This window comes from Fibrobacter sp. UWH6 (assembly GCF_900142465.1).
GTDB lineage: Bacteria > Fibrobacterota > Fibrobacteria > Fibrobacterales > Fibrobacteraceae > Fibrobacter.
The window spans coordinates 19030-45147 of the sequence record NZ_FRAX01000019.1 but is presented as its reverse complement, the minus strand read 5'-3'; the positions used below and the strand labels follow the sequence as shown (position 1 = coordinate 45147).

Sequence of the window (26118 nt, the reverse complement as noted above, 5' to 3'; positions counted from 1 at the left end):
TATGGGATTTGGATTATGAAAAAAATAGTACTGGGTGCAATGCTTGTGGCAAGCACCGCCTCTTTCGCCGCAAATGGCGACGCATACACATGGCCGACATATCGTTCGGATTTGGATTACGACACAAAATCCAACCTTGGCGAAATTGCACCGCCTACTGAGTTCAACAACAATTGCTCTGGTGTTACCGGGAAAAAAGCTGGTAAATGGTGGGCAATCTACTGGGGCAAAGATCGTGATTCCAGAATCACCGACGTGACCATCGATAGCATCCTGAAGAAATACGATACGGATTTCACCTATCTTTACGACACCTTGGGATGGGCACCCGACGCTCAAGCACAGGAAGGCAAATACAGCGCTATTTACTATTACGGTTCCGGCACATGCGCTGGCGGCACAAAGGAAGACACCACCGGCGGCTGGCAAACATACGTGGCGGGCTATACGGCAGTAGCCGCCTCCTTCTACCCTCTTTACAGTTTCAACACAAGCTGCCCCTATCGCGATCGCGTTTCCCAGATGGACGCCATGATTCATGAAGGCATTCACTCCATGACCAACGGCTACCCTGGCGCAAAACAGGCCCACTGGTTCCAGGAAGCAGGCAATACCTGGATTCAGCAGGACATGTTCTCCCATCGCGAAGGCGTTTACAGCGGTATGGGATTTTTGAATGCGGCAACCGTCATTGCGCCCTTCATGCCCATTGAATGCTACTCCGGCTGGCTTGTAGACGGCACCTTCGGAGGTCCCGGCGCACAGGGCGTTACCGGCAAGAATCAGCGTTACCTTCTGGGCGGTTCCCAGTACAGTAACATTTTCCCAACCTTTATGGGAACTTGGCTTGGCACAGGTTCTGTCCGCTGGATTTACGGAAATGCTTACGGCAAAACCACCTACCTACTTGAAACCTACGCATTGGAAAAAGGCCTTGGTCCCGATGCCACTCGCAGGCTCATTACTGAATTCCGCGCAAGGATGGCCTTGCTGGATATGAAGAAATGGTCCAACGAAATCAAGAACCTGCTGAACAACAACTTTGGCGGAACCAGTTACGAAGAGCAGTATTACTGGGATAACGGTCAGTACAGAAACACCTGGAAAATGACTCCCTACCAGACCATGACAGCAAGCGGAGAATATCTCGTTCCCGACGAGGCAACAACTCCGGGCTGGTCCGGCTCCAACGTCATTCCTCTGAAGGTTTCCTCCGGCGCAAAGCAAGTGACCGTATCCTTCTACAATGTTGGCGACAAATCCAACAACACCAACATGAATTATCTGCTTTGCTACCGCGCCACCGATGGAACCCCCGTCTATAGCGAACCCATTACTGGCGAAGGTGCAGTGACACTCCGCTTGGATAAGCCCCCCTCTTCTACCAACGGCACGCAAATGGTTTTCGCAGTTGTTGTCAACACGGATTACCAATACACGGGCAATGAAAACATCCGCACCAACCATTACAATTACAAGATTAAACTTGAAGAAGGCTTGAGTGGCGCAGGTGACGCCAACACGAAATACTACAACAATTTCGTACTGGACTACGAGTGGCCTGAAATCGGTGAAAACACCTTTAGCAGTTCAAGCGAAGCAGTGTCAGGCAGTTCCTCTAGCAGTTCCTCCAACATCATCGCAGCAGACACTGTTGAATTCGAAATTTCAGCAACGGTCCAGATTAGCGAAGATTACGGAACTACAAGCGTTGAATTTGATTCTCAGAAGCTGGCAACCACATTGGGAATTTCTGCAAATGAACTTGCAAGCGCCACATTCTTCGCCATCGATGGAAACACATTCAACACCACTTCGACCGCAAAGGCTCCGGGACACTGGTTTGACAAAAACGGACTTGTCACTGAATGGGGCGAAAACGCATACGTCTTTGCCGAATGGAATTTAACTGACGGGAAAATCGCCATTGGGCATTACCCCAATAGAGTTTCTGCAGGGGAAACCTACAAGTTTGCCCAAGGTTTTAAAACCGGAAACAAGATCGTCATCTATAGATTTACCATAAAAATCGCAAACGATTCCGAACCCGGAGAGCCTTCAGAAGGAACGACCTCCATCGCCTTCAAGAATCAAGGTCCCGCAAAGTACACATCATTAAAGAATCATCACGGAGTTCTTGAGATTCATTACACCATCAACAGACAAGACAACGTGAAGATTAGCCTTTACTCTGCCTATGGCAAACTTCTATATCAAAATATTTCTGGAGTTAAACCTGCCGGACAATACCGAGAAAAAGTTGACCTCGTTAAATCGGGTTTACCGCAAGGAACCTACATCGTGAAAGTGTCCACAGGCTCCTACCGCGAAATTCAATCCATCAACATGATTCAGTAAAGAAAAGGCCCGCGAGAAAAAAAACGCGGGTCTTTTTGTCATTGGAGTGTGGTTATGAAGTTTTATTCAGCCTGCTTCTGCCGCTTACTTTCTGCCTTACAGCCATTTTTCAGATGGCGGTACACAGCAGGGTGACCCGAAATGCTGTGAATAGAAAGCAGGTTAGAGGATTCAGAAACTGCCACGCCGGAAGTTTCCGTTTGTGCGGTAAAGAGAGAATTGATGTAACCCATGATATTCCTCGTTGTAGCTTACACTTTTAAATTTTTTAGATGTTCCGTCAGTTCCATGTTGGCGGCATAATCCACCGGGCATTCGATAATGCTGGGCACGTCCTGTTCAAAGGCTTCACGAAGGGTGGGGATAAGATCCTCCGTCCGTTCAATGCGATAGCCCTTCAGGTGCATGGATTCTGCATACTTCACGAAATCCGGATTGGTAAAGCTGATGGCGTAGCTGTCGCCATAACGTTCTTCCTGCTTCCACTTGATCAAACCATAATTGCCATCAGTAAACACAAGGGTCACAAACGGAATATGTTCGCGGTAAGCCGTTTCCAGTTCCTGGCTGTTCATCATGAAGCCGCCGTCACCTGTAACCGCAAGCACCTTCTTTTCGGGATTCAGGAGCTTTGCCGCAATGGCTCCCGGCACCGCAATTCCCATAGTGGCAAAGCCGTTGGAAATAATGCAGGTGTTAGGATGGTAGCAGTGGTACTGTCGGGCGATCCACATCTTGTGCGCACCCACGTCCGAAAGGAGAATGTCGTCTTCGCCCATGACCAGGCGGATATCGTGAAGCACCTTCTGGGGCTTGGGCGGGAAGCTCTTATCCAAGTCATAGCGGGCATGGTCTGCAGCCATCTTCTCGCGGATGTACAGAGCCCATTCCGGATCCTTGGTGCTGGGGCAAAGACAGCGAAGCGCTTCCAGAGAAGCAGAAATATTTCCAATAACTTCTACTTCGGGCTGATAGAATTTATTGATGTGGTTGGGCGTTTCATCAATATGGATAATTCGCTTATCGCCCTTAGTGTTCCACTTGGCGGGAGCATATTCCACAACATCGTAACCGATGGCGATTACCAAGTCAGACTGTTCCAGAATATAGTTCTGGTAATCCTTCTGAGGAATACCGATACACCACATGGAATATGTATTGTCGCAAGGGATAACACCCTTAGCCATCATGGTGCTCACCACCGGAATCTTCGCAGCCGAAGCAAAAGCCGTCAATGCATCAGATGCGTTATTTCGCACTGCAGAATGCCCCGCCAAAATTACGGGACGCTTGGCGCTTGCAATGGCAGCAGCGGCCGCCTTGATTGCAGTGTCGCTGGCGTACTCGATATTTTCACGATGGTGTTTCAGCGGAGTCTGAGCCACTTCTCCCGCCACTTCCATAGCAGCAATATTGCAAGGCAAGTCAATGTGGCAGGCACCCGGCTTTTCCATCTCGGCGTACTTAAAAGCAATGCGGACAATTTCATTCACCGTATCCGGACGAACCACCTGTTTACTGCGCTTGGTAATAGGCGTAAACATGTTCACCAAATCCAAATACTGGTGGCTAGTCAAATGCATACGTTCCGTACCCACCTGACCCGTAATGGCAATGAGCGGAGCACCATCGGAATTGGCATCGGCCACACCGGTCACCAAGTTGGTAGCCCCCGGTCCCAGAGTCGAAAGACAAACGCCAGCCTTCCCCGTAAGGCGACCATAAACATCCGCCATAAAGGCCGCACCCTGTTCGTGACGAACCGTAATAAAACGAATGGAAGAATTCTTGATGGCCTCCATCAATTCCAAGGTTTCTTCACCGGGAATTCCAAAAATATACTTGACGCCCTCACTTTCCAAGGACTTGATCAAAACTTCTGCGGTATTCATAAGGGAGTGGTTAGTGGTTAGTGATTAGTGGTTAGGGACGCAGAAGATGTACTTCTGTTGCGATTCCAAACCACCTCCATAGTTTTCTGTTGGGACATTTGCAAAAAGCGTGCCATAGCGGATAAAAAAACGTCAAATTTATTCGAACCGGCCGTCTTTTACAAGAAATGAAATAAAAATGTAAATTCTAGGACTTCTTAAACGAAGAAACCATACTTGCCCAGCAACTTTTACAAACAATTTCTGTAATACATTCAAAAAATGTATCTACGAAATTGTTACACGAAAATTATCTAAAACTGCACTCTAGATTCTTTCCTTCGCAATGTTTTAAAATTCTTTAATTCACTGGGTTAGAATGGCAAACCTGTCCTGTAATTAAAACTTTGGCACGGCTTTTGCACTTGATAGGGCGAAACCAACAAGGAGACCCCTATGAATATCGCACGCAAGTTCCTATCCACTATTGCAGCTAGCGCTGTAGTCCTGGGCGCATTTGGCCTCATGGGTTGCAACGAAGAAAAGGCTGCAGAATCCGCAACCGTAAAGGTGGGCTTGCTTCACTCTCTGACCGGCCCTATGGCCATCAGCGAAAAGTCCGTCCGCGACGCAGAAGTCCTGGCTATCGAACAAATTAACAAGGCCGGTGGCGTTCTCGGAAAGCAGATTGTTTTTGTAGAAGAAGATGGCGCATCTGAACCTTCCACTTTTGCAACCAAGGCAGAAAAGCTGATTGACATTGAAAAGGTGGCAACCGTATTTGGATGCTGGACCTCATCTTCTCGCAAGGCTGTAAAGCCCATCTTTGAAGAATACAAGTCCCTGCTCTGGTATCCAGTACAGTACGAAGGTATGGAAATGTCTCCGAACATTGTCTACACCGGTGCCGCTCCTAACCAGCAGATCGTTCCGGCTATTGAATACTTGATTTCCAAGGGCTACAAGAAGTTGTTCCTGCTGGGTTCCGACTATGTGTTCCCCCGCACCGCCAACATGATCATCAACGCACAGGCTAAGGCTGCAGGCATTTCTGTAGTCGGCGAAGAATACGCAGACATGGATCAGACAGACTTCGCAGCAATCATCGCAAAGATCGAAGCCGCAAAGCCCGATGTTATCGTGAACACCTTGAACGGCACCGGCAACGTTTCCTTCTTCAAGCAGATGTCCGAAAAGAACTACTCCAGCAAGGAATACATGACCATGTCCTTCTCCATTGCTGAAGAAGAAGTAGCTACCATCGGCCCCGCCATCTTGAAGGGTCATCTGGTTTCCTGGAACTACTACCAGACCACCTCCACTCCTGAAAACACTGCATTCGTTGCTGCTTACAAGGAAAAGTTCGGTGCAAACCGCGTAACCTCCGACCCGGCAGAAGCTGCTTATGACGCAGTTTATCTGTGGGCAGAAGCTGTGAAGGCAGCAAAGAGCTTTGAAGTGGATGCAGTTCTTGCAGCAATCAAGTCCGGTTCCATTTCTTACAAGGCTCCGGAAGGCGTTGTGGCTATCGACGGCAAGAGCCAGCACCTTGCAAAGCCTGTCCGCGTGGGTGAAGTTTCCGAAGATGGTCTCATCAAGGAAGTTTACGCCACCGCAGCTCCTGTTGCACCGGATCCCTACCTGACTACCTACGATTGGGCAGTGAAGGCAGGCCTCCAGCCGCTGAACTAAAATATACCCATCCTCATAAAGACCGCAGGCTTTTCGCTTGCATTCTATAAAGGGAAGCGGGTCTCTGGGCCCGCCACCTTTTATTTCAACACTTCTTTTAACAATCAAAAAACAAACGCAAACGGACCGAGGACACCTTGGAACAGACCATCAACATCCTTTTTAACGGCTTGAGCCTCAGCTCCATTATTTTGCTGACTTCGCTTGGCCTAGCCATTACCTTTGGCGTCATGCGCGTAATCAATATGGCCCATGGTGAATTCGTCATGATCGGCGCTTACATGACTTTTGTGGTCCAGCAGCTTTTCGCCAAGTTCCTGCCAGAATCTATTGGCGGACTCTATTACTTCGTAGCCATCATCGCCGCATTTGGCGTCGCATTCGGGCTAGGAAGCCTTCTTGAAAAATTCGTGATTTCAAGACTGTACGGTCGTGAAATCGACAGCCTTTTAGCAACATGGGGCATCAGCTTGATTTTACAGCAAGGTGCACGCTCCATTTTTGGATCCCAGGGTGTAAACGTTACGGCTCCTTCCTTTTTAAGTGGCGGCATCACTCTCGGAGAATGCACTTTCTCCTATAACAGAATTTTCATCATCTTGCTGGTAGCTCTTTGCATGGGTGCCGTTTGGCTTGTGATGTACAAGTCCAATTTCGGTCGCCAGATGCGAGCCGTCATGCAGAACCGTCCCATGGCACAGTGCATGGGCATCAACTCCCGCAAGGTGGACAACTTGACTTTCGCAATGGGCTCTGGATTTGCAGGTATCGCAGGATGCTCCGTAGCACTTCTCGGTTCCATTGACTCTACTGTCGGGCAAAGCTATATCGTCAACTCCTTCATGGCAGTCGTACTTGGAGGCGTCGGAAACCTGATTGGAACAGTCATCGGCTCCGGCATCATCGGCATCAGCTCCATCTTTACCGAAAACTACACCTCCTCCACCATCGCCAAGGCAGTGGTATTGCTGATTGTGATTGTATTCCTGCAAAAGAGACCTCAGGGACTGTTCGTTATCAAGAGCAGAAATTTGGATTAAGGTTTAACGAATAAGGATTACTGGTACAAATATGAAAGCATTAAGACTTTTCGAAAGACACGGATCCAACATCACTTTTGGAATTATCGTTTTTATTCTCGCCATGATGCCCGTCCTTTTGATGATGGGCGTCGTTAGCGGCGGTTCCACTATTTTGTTCCTGGGCAAGTGCATTAGCTTTGCTATTGTCGCCATCGGCATCGACTTGATCTGGGGCTATACAGGAATCTTGAGTCTCGGACACGGATTGTATTTCGCCCTGGGTGGATATGCCATGGCCATGTACCTGAAAATGCAGGCCACAGGCGGTCATTTGACCGATTTCATGCACATCGGTGGCCTTACCGAGATGCCTCTGATTTGGGTTCCGTTTACACTTTCTCCGGGAAGTCTGCTACTGGTGATTATCGCCCCCGCCGTAGTCGCCTGGATTGTAGGGTACTTCATTTTCAAGAACCGTGTAAAGGGAGTGTACTTCTCCATTATTTCTCAGGCTCTTACTTGGGCAGCATGCTCCCTGTTCATCGCCATGTCTCCCTATACCAACGGAAACGTAGGCATTACAGAGATCAAGTCTATCTTTGGAAGCATCAAGGGCAGCGCCAATCAGGGAAACATGCTCCTTCTATTCTATGTGTCCCTCATCGCCTTGATTGCTGTTTACGCACTTTCCAAATTCCTTGTAGAACGTAAGTTCGGTAAGGTTCTGATTGCCATTCGCGATGGCGAAAACAGGACTTACTTCTCTGGATATCCTGTAAGTCGCTACAAGACTTTCATCTACGTTCTCTCCGCTATTTTCGCAGGCATTGCAGGCGCAATCTTTGTCAATTTCAACGGTTGCATCACACCTTCCCAAATGACCATCACCTACTCCATCGGCATGGTGATCTGGGTGGCCATCGGTGGACGCGGAACCATTATCGGCGCAGTCATCGGAGCCTTCTTCATTAACATCTGCGAATACAATTTGAGTTCCGGAAGCACTGTAGAAATTTGGCAGTACATCATCGGCGTTCTTTTCTGCGTTACCATCCTGTTCTTCAAGGGCGGCATCGTAGGCTTAGTTCGCGACAAGGTTCCTTCTCTGTTCAAAAAGGTCTAAGGAGTTTTTATGCAAACCGAAATCGTATCAAAAGAAGAACTTCTTGCCAAGAACCCCGCACCTATCAAAATCACACAGCTTTCAGAATCTGTATTGGATATCAACCATGTTTCTGTTTGCTTTGATGGGTTTTATGCTCTAACCGATGTAAACACAAAAGTCAAGAGAAATACAATTCATTTCTTCATTGGCCCCAATGGAGCAGGGAAAACAACATTACTTGACATTATTTGCGCCAAAACAAAACCCACCCAAGGCAATGTGGTTTACCATCCTATGTACAAGGATCCTGTAACCTTGACGGGAATGAAGGAATACAAGATCGTCTGGCTTGGAATCGGCAGAAAATTCCAGGTTCCCTCGGTGTTTGTAAACCTGACTGTGGAAGAAAACATGATTCTCTCCCTGAAAAAAGGGAAGAGAATTATGGACACCATTCTGCGTAAACCAAAAAAGGAAGAGCTGGAAAACATCGAAGCCACCCTGCAAAAAGTGGGCCTGGCCGACAAACGTCAATGGCGCGCAGGGGCCTTGGCTCACGGCGAAAAGCAATGGCTCGAAATCGCAATGCAGCTGGTGCAAAAGCCGGAAGTCATTATGCTAGATGAACCCGCCGCCGGCATGGGCAAGCCAGAAACATTTAAAACCGGAGAAATCCTGAAGGAAATCAAGAAGGATTGTACCGTCATCGTTATTGAACACGACATGGATTTCGTGAAGCAGGTTGCCGACAAGGTGACAGTCCTTCATGAAGGAAAAATTCTGATGGAGGGCAGCGTAACGGAAGTTCTTGCCGATCCTACCGTGCAGAAAGTTTACCTGGGTCGTGGTGGAGAATAATTATGCTTTATTTGAAAAACATGGATTCCTATTATGGCGAAAGCCGCGTCATTGAAGGTTTGAGCCTGGACATCCCCAAGGGAAAAATAGTAAGCCTCATCGGTCGAAACGGCGTTGGAAAAAGCACCACACTAAAGAGCATTATGGGACTAGTAAAGACAGGCCCCGAAACATCTCTCGTTTTTGACGGAAAGGAAATCGCAAAACTTCCCGCCTACGAGCGCGTTCGCTGCGGTATTGGCTACGTCCCGCAAGGTCGAGACATTTTCCCGCAGATGACCGTCCAGGAAAATCTGGAATTGGGCATACAGCCCATTCTTGGCCGTGGAGAAAAGGTGGGTAAGAACAAGATTCCCGAATATCTCTACGACCTGTTTCCTATCCTGCCCAAATTCGCCAAACGCCGCGGTGGCGACCTTTCCGGCGGTCAGCAGCAGCAACTTGCCATCGCACGCGCCCTGGTACAGGACCCAAAGATTTTGATTCTTGACGAACCTACCGAAGGTATCCAGCCATCCATCATTAACGACATTGGTCGCGCCATCCGTAAGATTAACGAATGGAAGGGCATTACCGTATTGCTGGTGGAACAGTATCTGGATTTCGTTATGGAAAACAGCCACTACATCAACATCATGGAAAAGGGAAACATCATTTTCCACAGGGAAACATCCCTTTGTGACAAGGCTGAAGTCCAAAAATTGATGACGGATTAATTATGCATTTAACTCCTAGAGAAACTGAAAAGTTGATGCTGCACTATGCAGGCATTGTTGCAAGCGAAAGACTGCAACGCGGACTGAAACTGAATTATCCGGAAGCCATCGCCTACATTTCCAGCAAGTTATTGGAATTGGCTCGAGATGGCAAGACCGTTGCAGAATTGATGTCCGAGGGTCGAAAGATGCTGACAGCCGAACAGGTGATGGACGGCGTCGCAGAAATGATTCATGAAGTTCAGCTGGAAGCCACATTCCCTGACGGAACAAAGCTAGTTACCGTACACGATCCAATTCCTGCTACCGGGAAATTGATTCCTGGCGAAGTTCTCGTGGAGGAAGGTTTCATCGAACTGAATGCGGGCAAGAGAACACTTACTCTAGATGTTACCAATACGGCAGACCGCCCAGTTCAAGTAGGTTCCCATTTTCACTTCTTTGAAGTCAACAAAAAACTGGATTTCAATCGCATGGCAGCCTATGGCATGCGTCTTGATGTACCCGCGGGAACCGCAGTACGTTTTGAACCCGGCGAAACAAAGACCGTAAACCTGGTTGAAATCGGTGGTAGCCGCGAAGGTCATGGATTGAACGGTCTAGTAGAAGGCCCTATGGATGATGAATTCGTAAAAACGGCTGCATTTGGCAGAGCATCAACCTCTGGTTTTACGGGAGCTTAACATGTACAAGATTTCCAGAAAAGATTACGCTCAAATGTACGGTCCCACCGTAGGCGACCGCATCCGTCTTGCAGATACCTCCCTTATTGTAGAAGTAGAAAAGGATTATTGCGTTTACGGTGACGAAGCCAAATTCGGTGGCGGAAAATCATTGCGAGATGGCATGGGCCAGGCAGTTCCCTTTAAGGATGACGAATGCCTAGACACTGTCATTACAAGCGCGCTTGTCATTGACGCCACTGGTATTTTCAAGGCCGACATAGGCATTAAGGACGGAAAAATTGCTGGCATCGGAAAAGCCGGCAACCCCCACATGATGGATGGCGTTACCCCAGGCATGATCATCGGCAGTTCCACCGAAGCCATTGCTGGCGAAGGCCTGATCTTGACTGCCGGCGGTATCGACACCCACATTCACTTTATCTCTCCCACACAAGTTCGTACAGCTCTTTATAGCGGCGTCACCACCATGATTGGTGGCGGCACAGGCCCTGCTGACGGAACCAACGCTACCACTTGTACGCCCGGCGCATTCAACATTCACAAGATGCTGGAAGCAGCAGAAGATTTACCCGTCAACTTAGCCTTCCTCGGCAAGGGAAATGGATCCTGTGCAGAAACCTTGAGAGAACAGGTGCGTGCAGGAGCTGCAGGCCTGAAGCTTCACGAAGACTGGGGTTCCACTCCCAAGGCTATTGACACTTGCCTAGGCGTCGCGGATGAATTCGACGTCCAGGTTTCCATCCACACGGATACATTAAACGAAGGCGGCTTCGTAGAAGATACCATCTCAGCCTTTAAGGGACGCACCATCCACACCTACCATACGGAAGGTGCTGGCGGTGGACACGCTCCCGACATCATTCGCGCAGCCGCCTTCGAAAACGTCTTGCCATCTTCAACAAATCCGACAATGCCCTTCACGAGAAATACCATTGACGAGCATCTGGACATGTTGATGGTTTGCCACCATCTGGACAAGAACAATAAAGAAGATGTGGCTTTTGCGGATTCAAGAATTCGTCCGGAAACCATCGCCGCCGAAGACATTCTTCACGACATGGGAATTTTCTCCATGATGAGTTCTGATTCTCAGGCCATGGGCCGCGTAGGTGAAGTGATCACCCGTACTTGGCAAACCGCAGACAAAATGAAAAAACAACGCGGTACTCTCGACACCGACTGCGAACGCAACGACAACAATCGCATCAAGCGTTACATTGCCAAGTATACCATCAACCCGGCCATTACCCACGGCATTTCAAAGTACGTTGGTTCCGTAGAGGTTGGCAAAATCGCAGACCTTGTCCTTTGGCGCCCCGACATGTTCGGAGCCAAGCCCGAAATGATCCTGAAGAATGGTTTTATTTGCGCATCCAAAATGGGCGATGCCAATGCCAGCATTCCCACCCCAGAGCCAGTTGTGTATACCGATATGTTCGGTGCCCACGGCAAGGCTTTAGCAAAAACCTGCATCACCTTCGTTTCGGAATACGCTTTTGCAAATGGCATCAAGGAAGAACTGGGCCTCGAAAGAATGGTCCTCCCCGTAAGCAACTGTCGAAACATCGGCAAGAAGGACATGGTTCACAACGACCGCATCGCAAAGCTGGAAGTAGATCCTGAAACCTACACTGTAAAGGTGGATGGCGAAAGAATCACCTGCGAAGCCGCCACAGAGCTTTCTCTTGCAAGAAGGTACTTCCTTTTCTAAAAGCAATCTGCAAGGAGTCAAAAAATGATTGCCGATAAAATTCTCGGAAACATCCATCACGGAAACGAAGTTCCTTCAAAAACAGTTGTGTTCGTTCCATTCGAATGGTTTGAACTGGACAAGCATCGTATTTTTAAAGTTGCCGATGACGGAACCGAATTGGGAATTCAGATTGAGGAATCCCTTTCTGATGGCGATGTTCTCGCCGTCAGTCCCGATAAAATTTACGCTGTAAAGATCAACAAGACAAAACTGGTTCGCATTCCCGTCAAGACTATGGAAGAAATGGGACGCCTTGGATTTGAATTGGGTAACAGGCATCTTTCCCTGCAAATTACAGAAAAGGATGTCACCATTCCTTATGACGAGCCCACCTTCGAATACCTAGTCCGTTTGGGATTTCTCCCTCAGATTGTAGAAGATGTTTTTTCTGACTACATCGTCTGCAAGGCACACGGTGCAAGTAACGGTCACTCCCATAGCCACGACCATGACCATCATGAGCATGGCCATCATCACGAGCACCATCATTAGAACTGAATATGCTAGCCACTCTCCGGATGATTCAAGTTTGCGATAGCCTCTTTCCCATTGGAGCGTTCACACTCTCCAATGGTCTTGAAACTTTGATTGCTAACAAGACCATCACAAACGGAGAAACCCTTCAAGAATACGTTTCTAGCTTTTTGAATGTACTCCCCTACAATGATTTAGGGGTCATGATTCTCAGCTTCGACCACGCCGATGACATAAGTTTCATTAAAAATCTAGACAGCCTTTCCATGGCCCTAAAGGCTCCAGAAGAAGTTCGCACAGGTTCCAAAAAACTCTGCAGCAGATTTTTAAAAATCTATGGCGAATTTGAAGGTGCAAAAAACAACTGCTTTCCATCTCTGGACTTTTATCGAGATGAAGTTTTAAAAAATGGCTCTTGCATCGGAAACCACGCCATTGCAATCGGTCTCTTCGCAAACGACATCGGTTTAAACAAGGAAGAAGCCGCAAGCATTTACACCTACAGCTTGCTAAACGCCATTGTCACAAACGGCGTCAAGATGATCCCTCTAAGTCAGATGGTCGGCCAAAGGATTTTAAGCAATTCCCAAAAGAAAATCATCCAAGCCGTTCAGCGAGCCTGCACGCTGGACATGGATGACTTGGGCGTAGGCGGAACTGGCATGGATATTGCAGGAATGAAACACGAAGAACTTTATTCCCGACTTTATATGAGTTAATGAGCAAAATATGAGTTATGTAAAAATTGGCGTAGGCGGTCCCGTTGGATCCGGAAAAACCGCATTGATTGAAAGACTTACCCGCAAGATGAGTAAGGAATACAGCATCTGCGTAGTAACCAACGATATTTACACCAAGGAAGATGCCGAATTTTTGATCAAGAATTCAGCCCTGCCTCCCGAAAGAATTGTCGGCGTAGAAACTGGAGGATGCCCCCATACCGCCATTCGTGAAGACTGTTCCATGAACCTGGAAGCCGTAGACGAAATGGTCCGCAAGTTTCCAGACGTCCAGATTATTTTTATTGAAAGTGGCGGAGACAACCTGTCGGCCACCTTCAGCCCCGACCTGGCCGACGCAAGCATTTATGTTATCGACGTCGCCCAAGGCGAAAAGATTCCCCGTAAGGGTGGCCCCGGCGTTATGCGTTCCGACCTGCTGGTCATCAATAAGACCGACTTGGCACCTCTCGTAGGCGCAAGCCTGGAAGTCATGGCCCGAGATTCCGAACGGATGCGAGAAGGTCGCAAGTACTTATTCACAAATCTCATGAGCATGGATGGTGTAGATGACGTCATCGCATGGATCAAGAAAGCCGTACTTTTTGAAGGTATTTAGCCCGTCGAAACATTTACCATTTTTTAAAGGAGTCACTTATGGCATGTTTTATTGTTCCTGCCGCAGAGGCGTTAATCACCACAGCAGTCACTTTGGTGGTTGAAAAAAAATTCCCCGATAAAGCCCCGTTGCAGGCTCCCCGCCGTTTATCAAAATTGCTGTGGGGCGGTTCCGCTCTGCTTGCTTTTGAGCACTTCTGGCACGGAGAAATTCAACCTTTCTACCCTTTCTTGACTGCAGCACAGAATCCCGAATCCTCGCAAGTCATGATTCATGAAATGTCCACTGTGGGCGTTGGGATGGCTTGCATGGTCACATTGGCGTGGGCGGCCTCCTTGATATTCCTAAAGGTTCGGAAACCATCAAGCAGCCACGCAACAGTCAACCATTCCAAGGGGGCTTAAAATGACTTTACTCATTACCGTTTTCGCAGCTATCATTGCAAGCCTTCTCTGGTTCAACCAGATGAAAAAACACGGCAAGGACACCATGAAGTATTCAACCCTTTGCTACATGTTCTGGGGCGCATCCCTCATGTGGCTGGTAGACGCTATCGCTGAATACGCAGAACTTGGTGCAGAATACTTTACCCCTGCAGCAGCTGATATGCTGAACGACGCCTTCCTGGGTGTTTCTGTAGTGGCACTTGCACTCGTTATTTGGTTAGCACGTCTCCTCTGGTCCGCAAGAGACCTATGCAGAGCACACTCCGCATAAAGACTTGTCTGCGGAACGGCATGACCGAGATCGAGGACGCATTCTACACGTCCCCTTACAAGGTTATGCACCCGTTCCACAACGGAAAACATTCCGACATCATGATGATGGCGGCCTCTGCCGGACTTCTCGGCGGAGACCATTTTTCGTTGCAGCTAGATTTCAAAGAAGGTTGCGACGTCACTTTCCTTTCTCAAAGCTACGAGAAGGTTTTCAATACCGATGGAAAAATTGCATCCAAGGATATCGACATCAACGTCGGGGCCGACGCCCGCGTCAGTTACATGCCCTATCCGGCAATCCCTTTTGCCGGCAGCAATTATCAAAGTAACGCCAGAGTCCAGATTCATCCTTCCGCAACATTTTATTACACCGACATTTTCACTTGTGGCCGTACAGGCATGGGCGAATTTTTCGCCATGGAAAAATTCCAGAGCAAGAGCCGCTTTTATGTAGGCGAACACTTAGCCTTTGCCGACCACACCCTAATTGATCCTAAAAAATTCGATTACACGAAAATCGGCTTTTGGGGCAATTACACCCATAACGGAATGTTTTTTGCGTACAGTCCCGAAAAAGAAATGCTTATCCAACTCAAAGAAAAAGTTCGAGAAATGGGCAAAAGCTTTGACGGCGTCATTGGAACATCTTTTGCGGAAAAAGGGTTAATCATCCGCGCGTTAGCCATGCGTGGCGAAACTATCTGGGATTTTTTCCAAAACATACAAGGTTAAAACAGATCTTTCTTTCACGCCTTTACAAACAAGAAATGTAAAACAATCAAGAATTGTATCTACATAATTCTTACGATAAAATTACCAGCTCGTCAAAAACGAAAAATTTGTCGGAAAATGTCTTAAAAGCAATTTGTTCAGCAAGCTTGGGGCGTTTAGGCTAGGCTTTTTTTCGATTTCATCGAAACATCACAGACTTTGGCACGGCTTTTGCACTTGTTAGTGCATGAACTGTGTGGAATCAGAAAACTCATTTATCAAATCCCTTTCGGCATTGTCGAAGGAGGAGTTCGAGCACCGTTGTAGGCGCTTGCATAACGTTCTGGACGAGAACGATCTTTCGTCCAGTTCCAGCGGCAGCCACAAGGGTACCGACCCCATCCCCTTGGTGATTTCGTCTGAGGAATGGAGCATCCTGGAAGCAGGCGTTGCTCAGAGAGCCAGGCTTTTTAACGCCTTGGCCCATGACATTTACGGCGATCAGACTTTGTGGAAAAAGGGCAAGTTGCCAGCCGCATTGTTGTTCGCCAATCCGGACTTTATGCAAGTGGCCTGGAAGGTAAAACCCGCCGGCGGCATCTTCGTGAATCTATCCTCAACAGATGTGGCCCGCCTCGAAGACGGCTCCTTCGTCGCCATCGCAGACCATTTGCAAGTGCCCGAAGGTTTAGGCCGCGCCCTGGAAAACCGCATTGGCGTCAGCCGCGCATTCCCGGAATTATTCCGCAGCATGCGTACGGAACGTCTGGCAGGTTTCTTCAAGAAGTTGCTGGATGGTTTAGACGCCATGCACGAGGATATTAACGCCCAAGATCCTCGAGGCGACAGCGGAAAGGTTGTGCTTCTGGCCTCGGGGCCGGACAATCCCCGTCGTGCCGAAGATGCCATGCTGGCCCGCTACTTGGGAATCCCCCTGGTCGAAAACGACGACTTGGCCGTACGAAATTTGCAAGTCTACATGAAGACCTTGATGGGGCTGAAAAAAATCGGTACCATTTTCCGTCGTGTCGAAGATGGCATGTGCGATCCGCTGGAACTTCGCATTGATAGTGGCGAAGGGGCAGTGGGCCTGATCAGCACCGTACGCGCAGGGAACGTGGCCATCGGAAACTTCCTTGGAACAGGTGTTTTAGAAACGCCTATGTTCAAGCCCTTCCTCCCGGAGATTTGCAAGGAACTTCTCGGAGAAGAATTGCTCCTGAAGGATGTGGAAACCGTCTGGCTTGGAAACGCTAACGATATAGATCGTGTTCTTGCAGAACCCGAAAAGTGGATTTTCAAGAAAGCCTTTAGGGACGCTGGAAATTTCAAGGAGCCGGAGCCCAAGGCATACGCTTCCATGACCACAACGGCGCAGCTTGCGCTGTTGCAGGCTATCGAAAATTCGCCGGAACAATGGGTCGCCGAAAAGTCCGTAGACTTGGCAACAGTTCTAGCACACCGTCCAGGCGATGTCAGCAGTTCCGCAAGCATTGAACCGGCCGTTTCGCTGATGAGGTTCTTTGCCGTAAACACAGCAAAGGAAACTTCCGTAATGCCCGGCGGACTGGGGATCTTCCAGTTCATCGACAAGAACTTGGCAAACAGCGCCGCAGCAAGCATTTCAAAGGCCCACATCCTTGAACGCGATGTTGGAGAAAAGGACATCTGGGTGCTTTCCGAAAGACCTGTTGCCCACTTCTCTCTCCTGGCCCCGGCCGACCAGGCCATTACACCTTCTCGAGCAGGCGGTGATTTGCCCAGCCGCGCTGCTGAGAATTTGTATCGCCTCGGCCGGGACCTGTCCGCTTCCAACATGATGGCTCGTATTGCAAGAGGAATTGCAGTGCGACTGTCTGATGAATCCTGGACAGAAATGCCGGAACTTCCCTGGATCCTGAAAGCAGGCCTTTCCGATGAATCCCTGGCGAGAATGGCGCAGGATCCGGAAAACGCATTGCGCTACTTCATCCTGAGAAAGGATAACCGTAACGGGATGCAATGTGTACTGACAGAAATTCGCGATCTGGCTGTTCAGTTGCGAGACAGAATTTCTGAAGATCTATGGCTTTACCTGAACGGATTCGGTGTTGCAGAAATGCCGGCGGGGGCAGGTGCAGCATCACTGTTGCCTTACCTAAAGGCAGTCTTATCAGACAGTGCTGCCGTGGCCGGGCTCGCAGCGGACTCCATGACGCGCGGCCACGAATGGCGATTCCTAGAAATCGGTCGACAGATAGAATGCGCCATTCGCACCTTACAGCTGATTAAAAGTCTGCTGTCTACGGCCCCCGCCGAAGAAATTGCAAACCTGCGTCTGTTGCAGGCCGTACTTGAAATTGGTGACGGTCTCATGACTTACCACCGTCGCTACGGCGGCCGTTTGCAAGTGGTGCCGGTATTGGACTTGCTGTTGTCTGACGAATCAAATCCGCGAAGCGTCGCCTATCAGATTGCACGCCTGCGTGAAGAAACGGAACACCTGCCAGGAAACCTCCAGGGAGAAGCCGCCTTCTCGCCTCTGGATCTTGAATTGATGCGAGTCCTTACGGATCTTCGTCTGGCGAACATCGAATCGTTAGCAGGAACTATCGGATATCAAAGGGAGAACTTAACAAGACTAGTTGACGAACAAATAAAGAATGTAGAACATATCGCAGAAATCATAAGCAGGCTCTACTTGAACCACGCTCCTCGCGCAGGAGTTATTCACGCCACAACCACAGAAGTGTCGGAGGTTTAAGATGCCTGTATATCAGATCGATCACGAAACAGTTTACGATTACCATCTGCCCGTTCTCTACAGCAATCACCTGGCCCATATGCTCCCCCGCATGGTCAGCCGGCAGAATTGGATTAGCCACAATATCGAAGTGGAACCCAATCCTACGGCACGCCAGGAAAGGTTGGACATTTTCGGAAACCGCGTTCTCGCCTTTAGCGTTGAAGAAGAACACACTCATTTCAGATTCAACACCACAGGCGTTGTAGAAGTCCGTGAAGAGGAACCGCCCAAAGCCGGAGAAACCATGCCCTGGGAAGAAGTGGCAAAAATTCTGGAACGTCCAAACAACGATGAAATTCTGGACGCGGCCATGTACGCCTACACTTCGCCCTTCGCCAACTTCGACGAATCTGTCAAGAACTACGCGCTGGAAAGTTTTGAACCGGGCCGCCCAATTTTTGACGCCGCCAAGGAACTGATGACCCGCATCTATACGGATTGCAAGTACACTCCCGGTGCCACAAGAATCGGCGCACAACCCCAAGAAATTCTTCGCGGGCGCAAAGGCGTCTGTCAGGATTTCGCCCACTTGATGATTGGTTGCCTAAGGTCACTGCATTTGCCGTGCCGCTATGTAAGCGGTTACCTGCGAACCCACCCGCCCGAGGGTCAGCCAAAACTTGTAGGTGCCGACGCCACACATGCCTGGGCAAGCACCTACATTCCCGGCCACGGTTGGGTGGAACTGGATCCCACCAACAATGTGCTGGGCGGCGAGGAACACATCATCCTCGCCTGGGGAAGAGACTTCGGTGACGTAAGCCCCCTAAAGGGCGTCATTACGGGCGGCGGCGATCACACATTGAAAGTAGCCGTAAACGTAGATGAGAAATAAACCTCGTACCTGGAACCAGAAGCCTCGTACCTAAAAAACACACAAGGAAAACAGAACATGAAATTTGGAAACTACAATACCGAGGGCTTTTACGATGAGCTCTGCCTTCCCGATGGAACTCCCCGTCCGGCGGCAGAACCGTTGATCAGCCGCATCAACGAACTCCCCAAAGGAGAACTGCAGCGTCGTCAGAAAGTTGCAGAATCAGCCTTCTACGACAACGGCATCACTTTCGCCGTGTATGGCAACAAGGATGGTAAGGACAAGATCATCCCCTTCGATGTCATCCCCCGTATCGTCAGTGCCGCCGACTGGAAACATCTGGAAGCAGGTCTTAAGCAGCGTACCGAAGCGTTGAACTGCTTTTTGACAGACATCTACAACGACCGCAAGATTTTGCGCGACAAGGTTGTCCCCGAAAGCCTCATCAACACATGCACCGCTTACCGCCCCCAGATGGAAGGCTTCGTGCCGCCCAAGGGAATCTGGGCCCACATTACCGGTACCGACCTGGTTCGCGATACCGACGGCACCTTCTATGTTCTGGAAGATAACATGCGCTGCCCCAGCGGCGTGTCCTACGTGCTGCAGAACCGCCAGATTCTGAAGCGCACCTTCCCCCAGGTTTTCACTCACTGTTCCATCCGCCCGGTAGACGAATACTGCACGCGTCTCCGCCATGCCCTGGAATACCTGGCCGAAGGCGTTGAAACCCCGAAGGTTGTGGTGCTGACCCCCGGCATCTACAATTCCGCCTACTACGAACATTCCTTCCTGGCACAGCAAATGGGTGTGGACTTGGTGACCGGCGATGACTTGGTGGTACAGGACAAAAAAGTGTTTGCACGCACCACTCGCGGCCTAAAACAAGTTCATGTAATTTATCGTCGTGTTGATGATGAATTCCTGGACCCGCAAGTTTTCCGCCCCGATTCCTGCCTGGGTGTTCCCGGTTTGATGGAAGCCTACAAGGCGGGTAACGTGGCACTGGCCAATGCGCCGGGTTGCGGTGTTGCCGATGACAAGGCTATATATACTTATGTACCGCAGATTATCAAGTACTACCTGGGAGAAGAAGCCATTATCCCCAACGTACCTACTTTCGTCTGCGAAAACCCCAAGCATATGCAGCACGTCATCGACCATATCGAAAACATGGTGGTGAAGGCCGCCAGCGAATCCGGCGGTTACGGCATGCTTGTAGGCCCTAAGTCCACTAAGGAAGAGTGCGAAGCTTTCAAGGAAAAGATTAAGGCCAATCCCCGTAACTATATCGCACAGCCCATGATTTCACTCAGTCGCGTCCCCTGCATTGTGGACGGCGGTTTTGAAGGTCGCCATGTGGATTTGCGCCCCTACATCGTGCAAGGCAAGGACACCTACATTCTCCCCGGTGGCCTTACCCGCGTGGCACTCCGCAAAGGTTCCATCGTGGTGAACAGCTCACAAGGTGGCGGCTGCAAGGACACCTGGGTCATCGCCGAAAACGAAAAGGCCCCAGAGTTGGGACAAGCCAGACAATGGATGGAACAACAACAACAGCAGTGAGCGCGCCTTACTGCGTAAGGCTTTCAGCTATGAGGTCGGGGCTTACGCCCCTAGAGCTAGACAAAGGCGGCGTAGCCGCGATTCTCTAACCCCAAAGCACCAGAATGGTGCGACCCAAAAGCGAAACAAAGCTGAGCGACCTCAAACCTCAAACCTTTTAGGAAAATTTATGCTTAGTAGAGTTGCAAATTCCATTTATTGGCTTGCCCGCTATATTGAACGTGCCGAAAATGTGGCCCGAAGTATCGATGTCAATCTCCAGCTTCAGCTGGACTTGCCCGGCGAAGAACGCCCCTGGGAACCTGTAATCCAGACCGCAGGAAACGCTGACGATTTTTTCAAGAAGTACGCCCACGTTTCCATTGAAAACGCCCTGACGTTCCTTACCTTCGACAAGGAAAATCCCAGCAGCATTATTTCCTGCGTGGCTGCCGCCCGCGAAAATGCCCGCTGCGTCCGCGAAAGAATTTCTTCGGAACTATGGATTGCCATCAATCAGTTCTACCTGAAACTGAACGATCCTGAAATGTCCCAGCAGGCATTGGCTTCCCCCCATGCCTTTTACAGCAGCGTGAAGGAATTCAGCCAGCTGACGGTAGGTATCATTCAGGGCACCATGAGCCACGATGTCGCCTGGAATTTCGCCCGCCTGGGAACCATGTTGGAACGAGCCGACCAGACTTCCCGAATTCTGGATGTAAAATACTACATCCTCCTTCCGGATGTGAGCATGGTGGGCATGGCCATGGATACGGTGCAGTGGAATGCCGTTCTAAAAAGTGTCGGTGCATACGAAATGTTCCACCGTCGTAATTCCAATGTAACGCCATACAACGTAACGGAATTCCTGCTTTTGACAGAAGACTTCCCACGTTCCCTGCGCTATTGTCTGGAACAGGCTGAAATCTGTCTGAAGAACATCGCCTTCCCCGTAAAGAGCAACGCAGAATCCATTCGCCTTTTAGGAAAGCTCCGCTCCGATGTGGCCTTCACCACCATCGAGGAAATTATCCGGAAGGGTCTTCACGAAGAAATCGAACGGACTCAAATCAGACTTAGCGAATTAGGCACTCAGATCTGGAAGGATTTTTTCTGCTGATCCACACAGCAAAATGGGCGAAGGCCCGCGGCAGGGATTTGGTAACGCATGTCCCTGCCGTTTTTTATTTTTTGAACATCACCACGAAACTTTTGCCTTTGACGATTTCCTTTACGGTCACCTTTTCAAAGTTAGCATTGCTCCCCAGCGAAATCAAATCTTCAGGTTCAAATTTCTTGAACCCTTTTTTTGTGTAGGAAAGTTTGTCCAGCCATTCCTTGGTGTAAACCACATTGTAAAAAATGCCCCCCGGTTTCAGCACGTGGCGAATTTCAGAAAGGCCCTTTGCCGTATCATTCCAAAAATAGATGGTATTGATAGATGTAACCGCCGCAAATATTCCTTCGTCAAAAGGCAAGTCGCAGCAATCACCGATTTGCAAGTGAAGTTTTCCATCATCGGCAGCCACCTTGTTTCGCTCCATGGCGGCATTCACCATGTCTTCGGAAATATCAATGCCGTACAAGTCGCACTTGAACTTTCCATAGAGTCGCTGCAGCAAGCAACCGTTACCGAAACCGATGTCCAGAATTTTGTCGTCGGATTTCACATCCACAAGAGCCACCGTATTCTTGTACATGGCCCTGTTAATGACATTCATGATGACGCAACAAATCGCCCCCACGACACCGCGGGGATTCCCAAACTGACTACCGATATATTCAGAAAACTTGGACATAGGTTCAAACTTAATTTAAAGCGCTGTGTCCAGAACCATCATCAGGGAGAATCCTAAGGCAAAAAGCAAGGTCACACCGTCAAAGTGAACGCCTTCGTTAGCCTCGGGTAAAAGTTCTTCCACCACCACATAGATCATGGCGCCAGCAGCCAAGCTCAGCAAATAGGGCATCGCCGGCAAAACAAAACCAGCCAGAAGAATGGTAATCACCGCAGCACCTGCTTCCGCCACCGCAGAAATAAAGCCAAGTCCAAATGACTTCAGGCGAGTCTCGCCCTCCGCACGCAAAGGCAGCGAAATGATCGCGCCTTCCGGAAAGTTCTGCAAGGCCATACCCACAGAAACCGCCACCGCCGACGCCAAGGAAATTCCTCCCGCAGCACCCGCACTTGCCACATCGCCAGCACCAACTGCCCCGCTGATACCAGCAAGCCAACCCGCAAACACCACACCAATAGCCATTCCTTCGGGAATGTTATGGATCGTCACCGCCAACGCAAGCATTGTCGTGCGTTTCATTTTCACCCGCGGGCCTTCCGGCGAATCGCTACCCAAATGCAAATGGGGAGTAATCTTGTCAATCAAGAAAAGCAGAAGAATGCCCGCCCAAAATCCAGCCACCGGCGGAACAAAAGCAAGTTTGCCGTAATCACCCGACGACTCAATGGAAGGTAGCAACAAGCTCCACACAGAAGCCGCCACCATCACGCCCGCAGCAAATGCCATCATGCCACGCTGCACCTTGGGGCGCAAATTTCCCTTCATAAAGAACACGCAGGCCGCACCAAGAACCGTCCCCAAGAAGGGAACCCCGATTCCATAAATCACAGGCAGGTAATGAGAAATGTCCATAGAGAGTCCTACAAGATATAAGTTCCAAAACGGACCTCAAATTTGAAGCCCACAAAATTTGCGTAGTTCATCCAGATTTCAGCACCCCATCAGTTCCTTTTCTTTGACAACAAAAGGAGAAACAAGGGCCACACCCAAATAACCACTTTTCGAGGCGCGGTCATTGTCCATGCGTCTTTGTTGAATTTCCTTGGTCTTTTCAGCCGAACAAAACATCCAACACAGACGAAATATCCCCAATTTTTTTTCATAATATCTAAATTAGCAAAATACAATTCCATAGTACCAACTAAAGCAAATTCCAGAAGTCACAGCCAGCATCAGGACACCCCTTTAACAGCTTTTCTTTTTTCAATCTTTGCCTACATGAGGTGTTTGGAATTCTATATAGCTGCAGTTACCGCTGCTCTACTTTTTGCGTCCTGCGACGATTCCACCAGCGTCAATTCTGCCACCGATTCTGAACAAAAAGAATTCACCAGAATCGACACGGTCTATGTCCGCGATACAGTAAACATCCGCGACACCATTTCTTCGAGCGACACGGTCACAGTCAAGGACACAGTCACTGTCAACGACACCATCATTGACTGCACTTCCAAAGACAACGGAGATGGTTCAGTCACCCTTACCTGCGGTGATTCTTCTCAGGTTCTTTATCCTGCTATTTGCAACGGCAGATCCTATGACGCCAACACTCAGATCTGCGACGAGGGAGAAATCAAGGACGTGTGCGCAGGCATCGTCTACGACAAGGAAGTTCAGCTTTGCGAAAACGGCAAACTTTACGACTATTTCACCGATCCCCGCGATAGGCAAGTTTATAAGATGGTCACCATCGGAGAACAAACCTGGATGGCCCAGAATCTGAATTTTAGAGTTGACTCCAGTTGGTGCGGCGGCGGAATCCACAAGTTCCCTATGACGTCCAGATGAAATCAGACTCTCTTTGGGAAAATAAAATTCACCCGGATACAAAACTGCCTGCAGGAATTCGCTTCAAAACATTATCAAATTCCAATAGTTCAAAAAACAACGGTCTGTTTAGAAACGACCCACACAACGCAATCTTCATTACTACGATGGATTTTGGCACAACACATTTCAACTACCAAGCCTTTTATGGTTACCACGTTGATGAGTTTGCTTACTACGTCCCAATCATGAATAGGGGTCATTTAAAGACGTCTGGAGAATCCGTCCGCTGTCTCAAGGACGAATCCAACTAGTTTGACTTTAATCCTCCGACAACACCCTCCTATTTTTTTATAATACAAATAAAGAATGGAGGTATTTACGGACAAAAGATTCGCATTCGTACTAGCGTCAGCCTTGACCGCAGTCCAGGCATTTGGTGCAACCTATTATGTAGCCGTTGACGGTAATGACAAAAGCAAGGGAACGAAGGAAAAGCCTTTCGCCACACTGAAACAGGCTAACTCCGTGGTAACTCCCGGCGATACCGTATGGATTCGCGGCGGCGTCTACGAAATGCGAGACACATCCTATTGCGAACGCGCCAGAATGTCTGCAGGAGTTTTGTTAACCACCAGCGGTGAAAGCGACGACAAGCGCATTCACTATTTCGCTTACCCTGGAGAACGTCCTATTTTCGACGGCACCAACCTTCCCATTGGCCAGGCTCTTGACAAAACCACTTCATCTACGGATCTGGAATACACTGCAGGCATTTTGATTTACGCCAGCTACTTGCACCTGAAGGGAATCGAAGTTCGCAACGTTCCCATGAAGCATAATTCCAATTCGGGCGTTTACGTTACCCGATGCAAACATGTGATTTTGGAACAGATGGAAAGCCATCACAATGCGGGTCCGGGATTCTTCGTGAACGAAGGCGGAAGAGGGCTCAACGGCGGTGGCCATCTATTCTTGAATTGTGATGCCCATGACAATTACGACCCAACAGGTCGTCAGGGCGATGGTGAAAATGCCGACGGCTTTGGCGTACATTATCAGTATGACGGCGACACCACAAAATTTTTCGGTTGCCGTTCCTGGTGGAACAGCGACGACGCCTACGACTTTATCAATCAGGAATTTCCTGTTGTTGTAGAAAACAGCTACGCCATGGGAAGCGGTTACAGTGACTATGGTACAAAGATGCCGAAAAACGGAAACGGTTCCGGATTCAAGATGGGCGAAAGCACATTTGGCGGCGGACACCATATCATTCGAAATAGCGTTGCCTGGAAAAACGAAACCTTCGGTTTTTACGCAAACTACACAGGCGCAGGAACTCAGTGGATCAACAACACGTCATTCAAAAATGAACAACGTGCTTTCAACATGGCATCTACCACATTCGATGCAGAAGGTCACCGTCTCGCCGATGTTGCCGTATTGACGGGCGATAACGCTCATGTACTGAAAAACAACATTGCTTTCCCAAATTTGAATTCCCAAGTTGGTGTATGCTGGGTAAAAATCGATGACAGCGACAAGGGGCATGACGAAGATTGTGCCGCAGGCGAAAATAATACCTGGAACTTAAAACTGGATTTAGACGAATCTGATTTCGAAAGTCTCGACGACCCCAGCATGACTGTAACAGGCGAAGACCTTTCCAAGATTCCTGGAATTTTAGGACCTAGAAATGCTGACGGAAGCATTCCCTACGTGGGCTTCTTGAGGTTGAAAAAAGGCAGCCGCGCTATTGACAAGGGCGAAGATGTGGGATTGGAATTTACAGGTAAAGCTCCAGATTTGGGTGCTTATGAATACGGTCTCAGTTCCACTAGCAGCATAAAGCCCATTGCAAAGAGCATCGCCAAGTCTCCGCGTATATGGGGGAACGTCACGGTCTTCGACCTGCAAGGCCGCTACCAGGGTAAATTTCAAGCAGAGCAACTGCACGGAAGATCCATCGCAGAAACTCTAAAGAGAAATTCACAATACCTAATCGCGAAATAAAATCGAGTAGCGTCAAAAAGGCGGTGGAAACAGGCAAAAACAAGCCTTTTCCACCGCCTTTTCATTACGTTACACTAAATCAAGCG

24 protein-coding genes are annotated in these 26118 nt (G+C 49.1%); 20 read left to right on the top strand and 4 right to left on the bottom strand.

What is annotated here, in order from left to right:
* The first annotated feature begins 15 nt into the window (after positions 1-15).
* Positions 16-2358, top strand: a complete 2343-nt coding sequence (locus BUB73_RS14005; RefSeq protein WP_073286776.1) for a DUF4859 domain-containing protein — start codon at positions 16-18, stop codon at positions 2356-2358.
* A gap of 62 nt (positions 2359-2420) precedes the next feature.
* On the opposite strand, the gene BUB73_RS17410 is transcribed toward BUB73_RS14005, so the two are convergent.
* A complete protein-coding gene (locus BUB73_RS17410; RefSeq protein ID WP_158236723.1) occupies positions 2421-2591 on the bottom strand; it encodes a hypothetical protein in 171 nt (56 codons plus the stop codon).
* A gap of 18 nt (positions 2592-2609) precedes the next feature.
* The gene (locus tag BUB73_RS14000) at positions 2610-4250 is read right to left on the bottom strand and encodes an acetolactate synthase large subunit (protein ID WP_073286773.1); all 1641 of its coding nucleotides are present in this window, start codon (positions 4248-4250) and stop codon (positions 2610-2612) included.
* Positions 4251-4754: 504 nt separating this feature from the next.
* Between BUB73_RS14000 and urtA the strand changes: the two genes are divergently transcribed.
* From urtA to BUB73_RS13915, 17 genes are all read left to right on the top strand, one after another.
* The gene (gene urtA / locus BUB73_RS13995; RefSeq protein WP_346348701.1) at positions 4755-5921 is read left to right on the top strand and encodes an urea ABC transporter substrate-binding protein; all 1167 of its coding nucleotides are present in this window, start codon (positions 4755-4757) and stop codon (positions 5919-5921) included.
* A gap of 137 nt (positions 5922-6058) precedes the next feature.
* Positions 6059-6961 (top strand): urea ABC transporter permease subunit UrtB, encoded by a 903-nt coding sequence (gene urtB / locus BUB73_RS13990; protein ID WP_073160186.1) that lies wholly within the window; start codon positions 6059-6061, stop codon positions 6959-6961.
* A 31-nt stretch (positions 6962-6992) separates the two neighbouring features.
* Entirely contained in the window at positions 6993-8066 is a 1074-nt protein-coding gene (urtC, locus tag BUB73_RS13985; RefSeq protein ID WP_073286770.1) for an urea ABC transporter permease subunit UrtC, read from the top strand.
* Between the two features lie 9 nt (positions 8067-8075).
* A complete protein-coding gene (urtD, locus tag BUB73_RS13980; protein WP_083538243.1) occupies positions 8076-8906 on the top strand; it encodes an urea ABC transporter ATP-binding protein UrtD in 831 nt (276 codons plus the stop codon).
* Between the two features lie 2 nt (positions 8907-8908).
* On the top strand, positions 8909-9622 hold the full coding sequence (gene urtE / locus BUB73_RS13975; RefSeq protein ID WP_073160182.1) for an urea ABC transporter ATP-binding subunit UrtE: 714 nt from the start codon (positions 8909-8911) through the stop codon (positions 9620-9622).
* 2 nt (positions 9623-9624) lie between these two features.
* Positions 9625-10305, top strand: a complete 681-nt coding sequence (gene ureA / locus BUB73_RS13970) for an urease subunit gamma (protein WP_073160180.1) — start codon at positions 9625-9627, stop codon at positions 10303-10305.
* A 1-nt stretch (position 10306) separates the two neighbouring features.
* A complete protein-coding gene (gene ureC, locus BUB73_RS13965; RefSeq protein WP_073286767.1) occupies positions 10307-12019 on the top strand; it encodes an urease subunit alpha in 1713 nt (570 codons plus the stop codon).
* Positions 12020-12043: 24 nt separating this feature from the next.
* Positions 12044-12553 carry an urease accessory protein UreE gene (locus BUB73_RS13960; RefSeq protein ID WP_073286764.1) on the top strand — a complete coding sequence of 170 codons (510 nt, stop codon included), beginning with the start codon at positions 12044-12046 and terminating at the stop codon, positions 12551-12553.
* An 8-nt stretch (positions 12554-12561) separates the two neighbouring features.
* On the top strand, positions 12562-13254 hold the full coding sequence (locus BUB73_RS13955) for an urease accessory protein UreF (RefSeq protein ID WP_083539796.1): 693 nt from the start codon (positions 12562-12564) through the stop codon (positions 13252-13254).
* Positions 13255-13264: 10 nt separating this feature from the next.
* Entirely contained in the window at positions 13265-13873 is a 609-nt protein-coding gene (gene ureG / locus BUB73_RS13950; protein WP_073286758.1) for an urease accessory protein UreG, read from the top strand.
* Between the two features lie 38 nt (positions 13874-13911).
* The gene (locus tag BUB73_RS13945) at positions 13912-14277 is read left to right on the top strand and encodes a hypothetical protein (protein ID WP_073286755.1); all 366 of its coding nucleotides are present in this window, start codon (positions 13912-13914) and stop codon (positions 14275-14277) included.
* A gap of 1 nt (position 14278) precedes the next feature.
* Positions 14279-14590 carry a hypothetical protein gene (locus tag BUB73_RS13940; protein ID WP_073286753.1) on the top strand — a complete coding sequence of 104 codons (312 nt, stop codon included), beginning with the start codon at positions 14279-14281 and terminating at the stop codon, positions 14588-14590.
* 101 nt (positions 14591-14691) lie between these two features.
* Complete coding sequence (locus tag BUB73_RS13935) at positions 14692-15324, top strand: urease accessory protein UreD (RefSeq protein ID WP_170932344.1); 633 nt, start codon at positions 14692-14694, stop codon at positions 15322-15324.
* Positions 15325-15634: 310 nt separating this feature from the next.
* A complete protein-coding gene (locus BUB73_RS13930) occupies positions 15635-18046 on the top strand; it encodes a circularly permuted type 2 ATP-grasp protein (protein ID WP_249269429.1) in 2412 nt (803 codons plus the stop codon).
* 1 nt (position 18047) lies between these two features.
* Entirely contained in the window at positions 18048-18923 is an 876-nt protein-coding gene (locus tag BUB73_RS13925; protein ID WP_073160144.1) for a transglutaminase family protein, read from the top strand.
* Positions 18924-18980: 57 nt separating this feature from the next.
* Positions 18981-20471 (top strand): circularly permuted type 2 ATP-grasp protein, encoded by a 1491-nt coding sequence (locus BUB73_RS13920; RefSeq protein ID WP_073286746.1) that lies wholly within the window; start codon positions 18981-18983, stop codon positions 20469-20471.
* Between the two features lie 169 nt (positions 20472-20640).
* Positions 20641-21570, top strand: a complete 930-nt coding sequence (locus BUB73_RS13915) for an alpha-E domain-containing protein (protein WP_073160140.1) — start codon at positions 20641-20643, stop codon at positions 21568-21570.
* Between the two features lie 64 nt (positions 21571-21634).
* On the opposite strand, the gene BUB73_RS13910 is transcribed toward BUB73_RS13915, so the two are convergent.
* Together BUB73_RS13910 and BUB73_RS13905 are read right to left on the bottom strand one after the other, a co-directional pair.
* On the bottom strand, positions 21635-22249 hold the full coding sequence (locus BUB73_RS13910; protein WP_073237018.1) for a class I SAM-dependent methyltransferase: 615 nt from the start codon (positions 22247-22249) through the stop codon (positions 21635-21637).
* Between the two features lie 15 nt (positions 22250-22264).
* Positions 22265-23101, bottom strand: a complete 837-nt coding sequence (locus tag BUB73_RS13905) for a ZIP family metal transporter (protein WP_073160137.1) — start codon at positions 23099-23101, stop codon at positions 22265-22267.
* 375 nt (positions 23102-23476) lie between these two features.
* Between BUB73_RS13905 and BUB73_RS13900 the strand changes: the two genes are divergently transcribed.
* Together BUB73_RS13900 and BUB73_RS13890 are read left to right on the top strand one after the other, a co-directional pair.
* Positions 23477-24037 (top strand): FISUMP domain-containing protein, encoded by a 561-nt coding sequence (locus BUB73_RS13900; protein ID WP_073237021.1) that lies wholly within the window; start codon positions 23477-23479, stop codon positions 24035-24037.
* 396 nt (positions 24038-24433) lie between these two features.
* Positions 24434-26032, top strand: a complete 1599-nt coding sequence (locus BUB73_RS13890) for a right-handed parallel beta-helix repeat-containing protein (protein WP_073286743.1) — start codon at positions 24434-24436, stop codon at positions 26030-26032.
* The last annotated feature ends 86 nt before the right edge of the window (positions 26033-26118 follow it).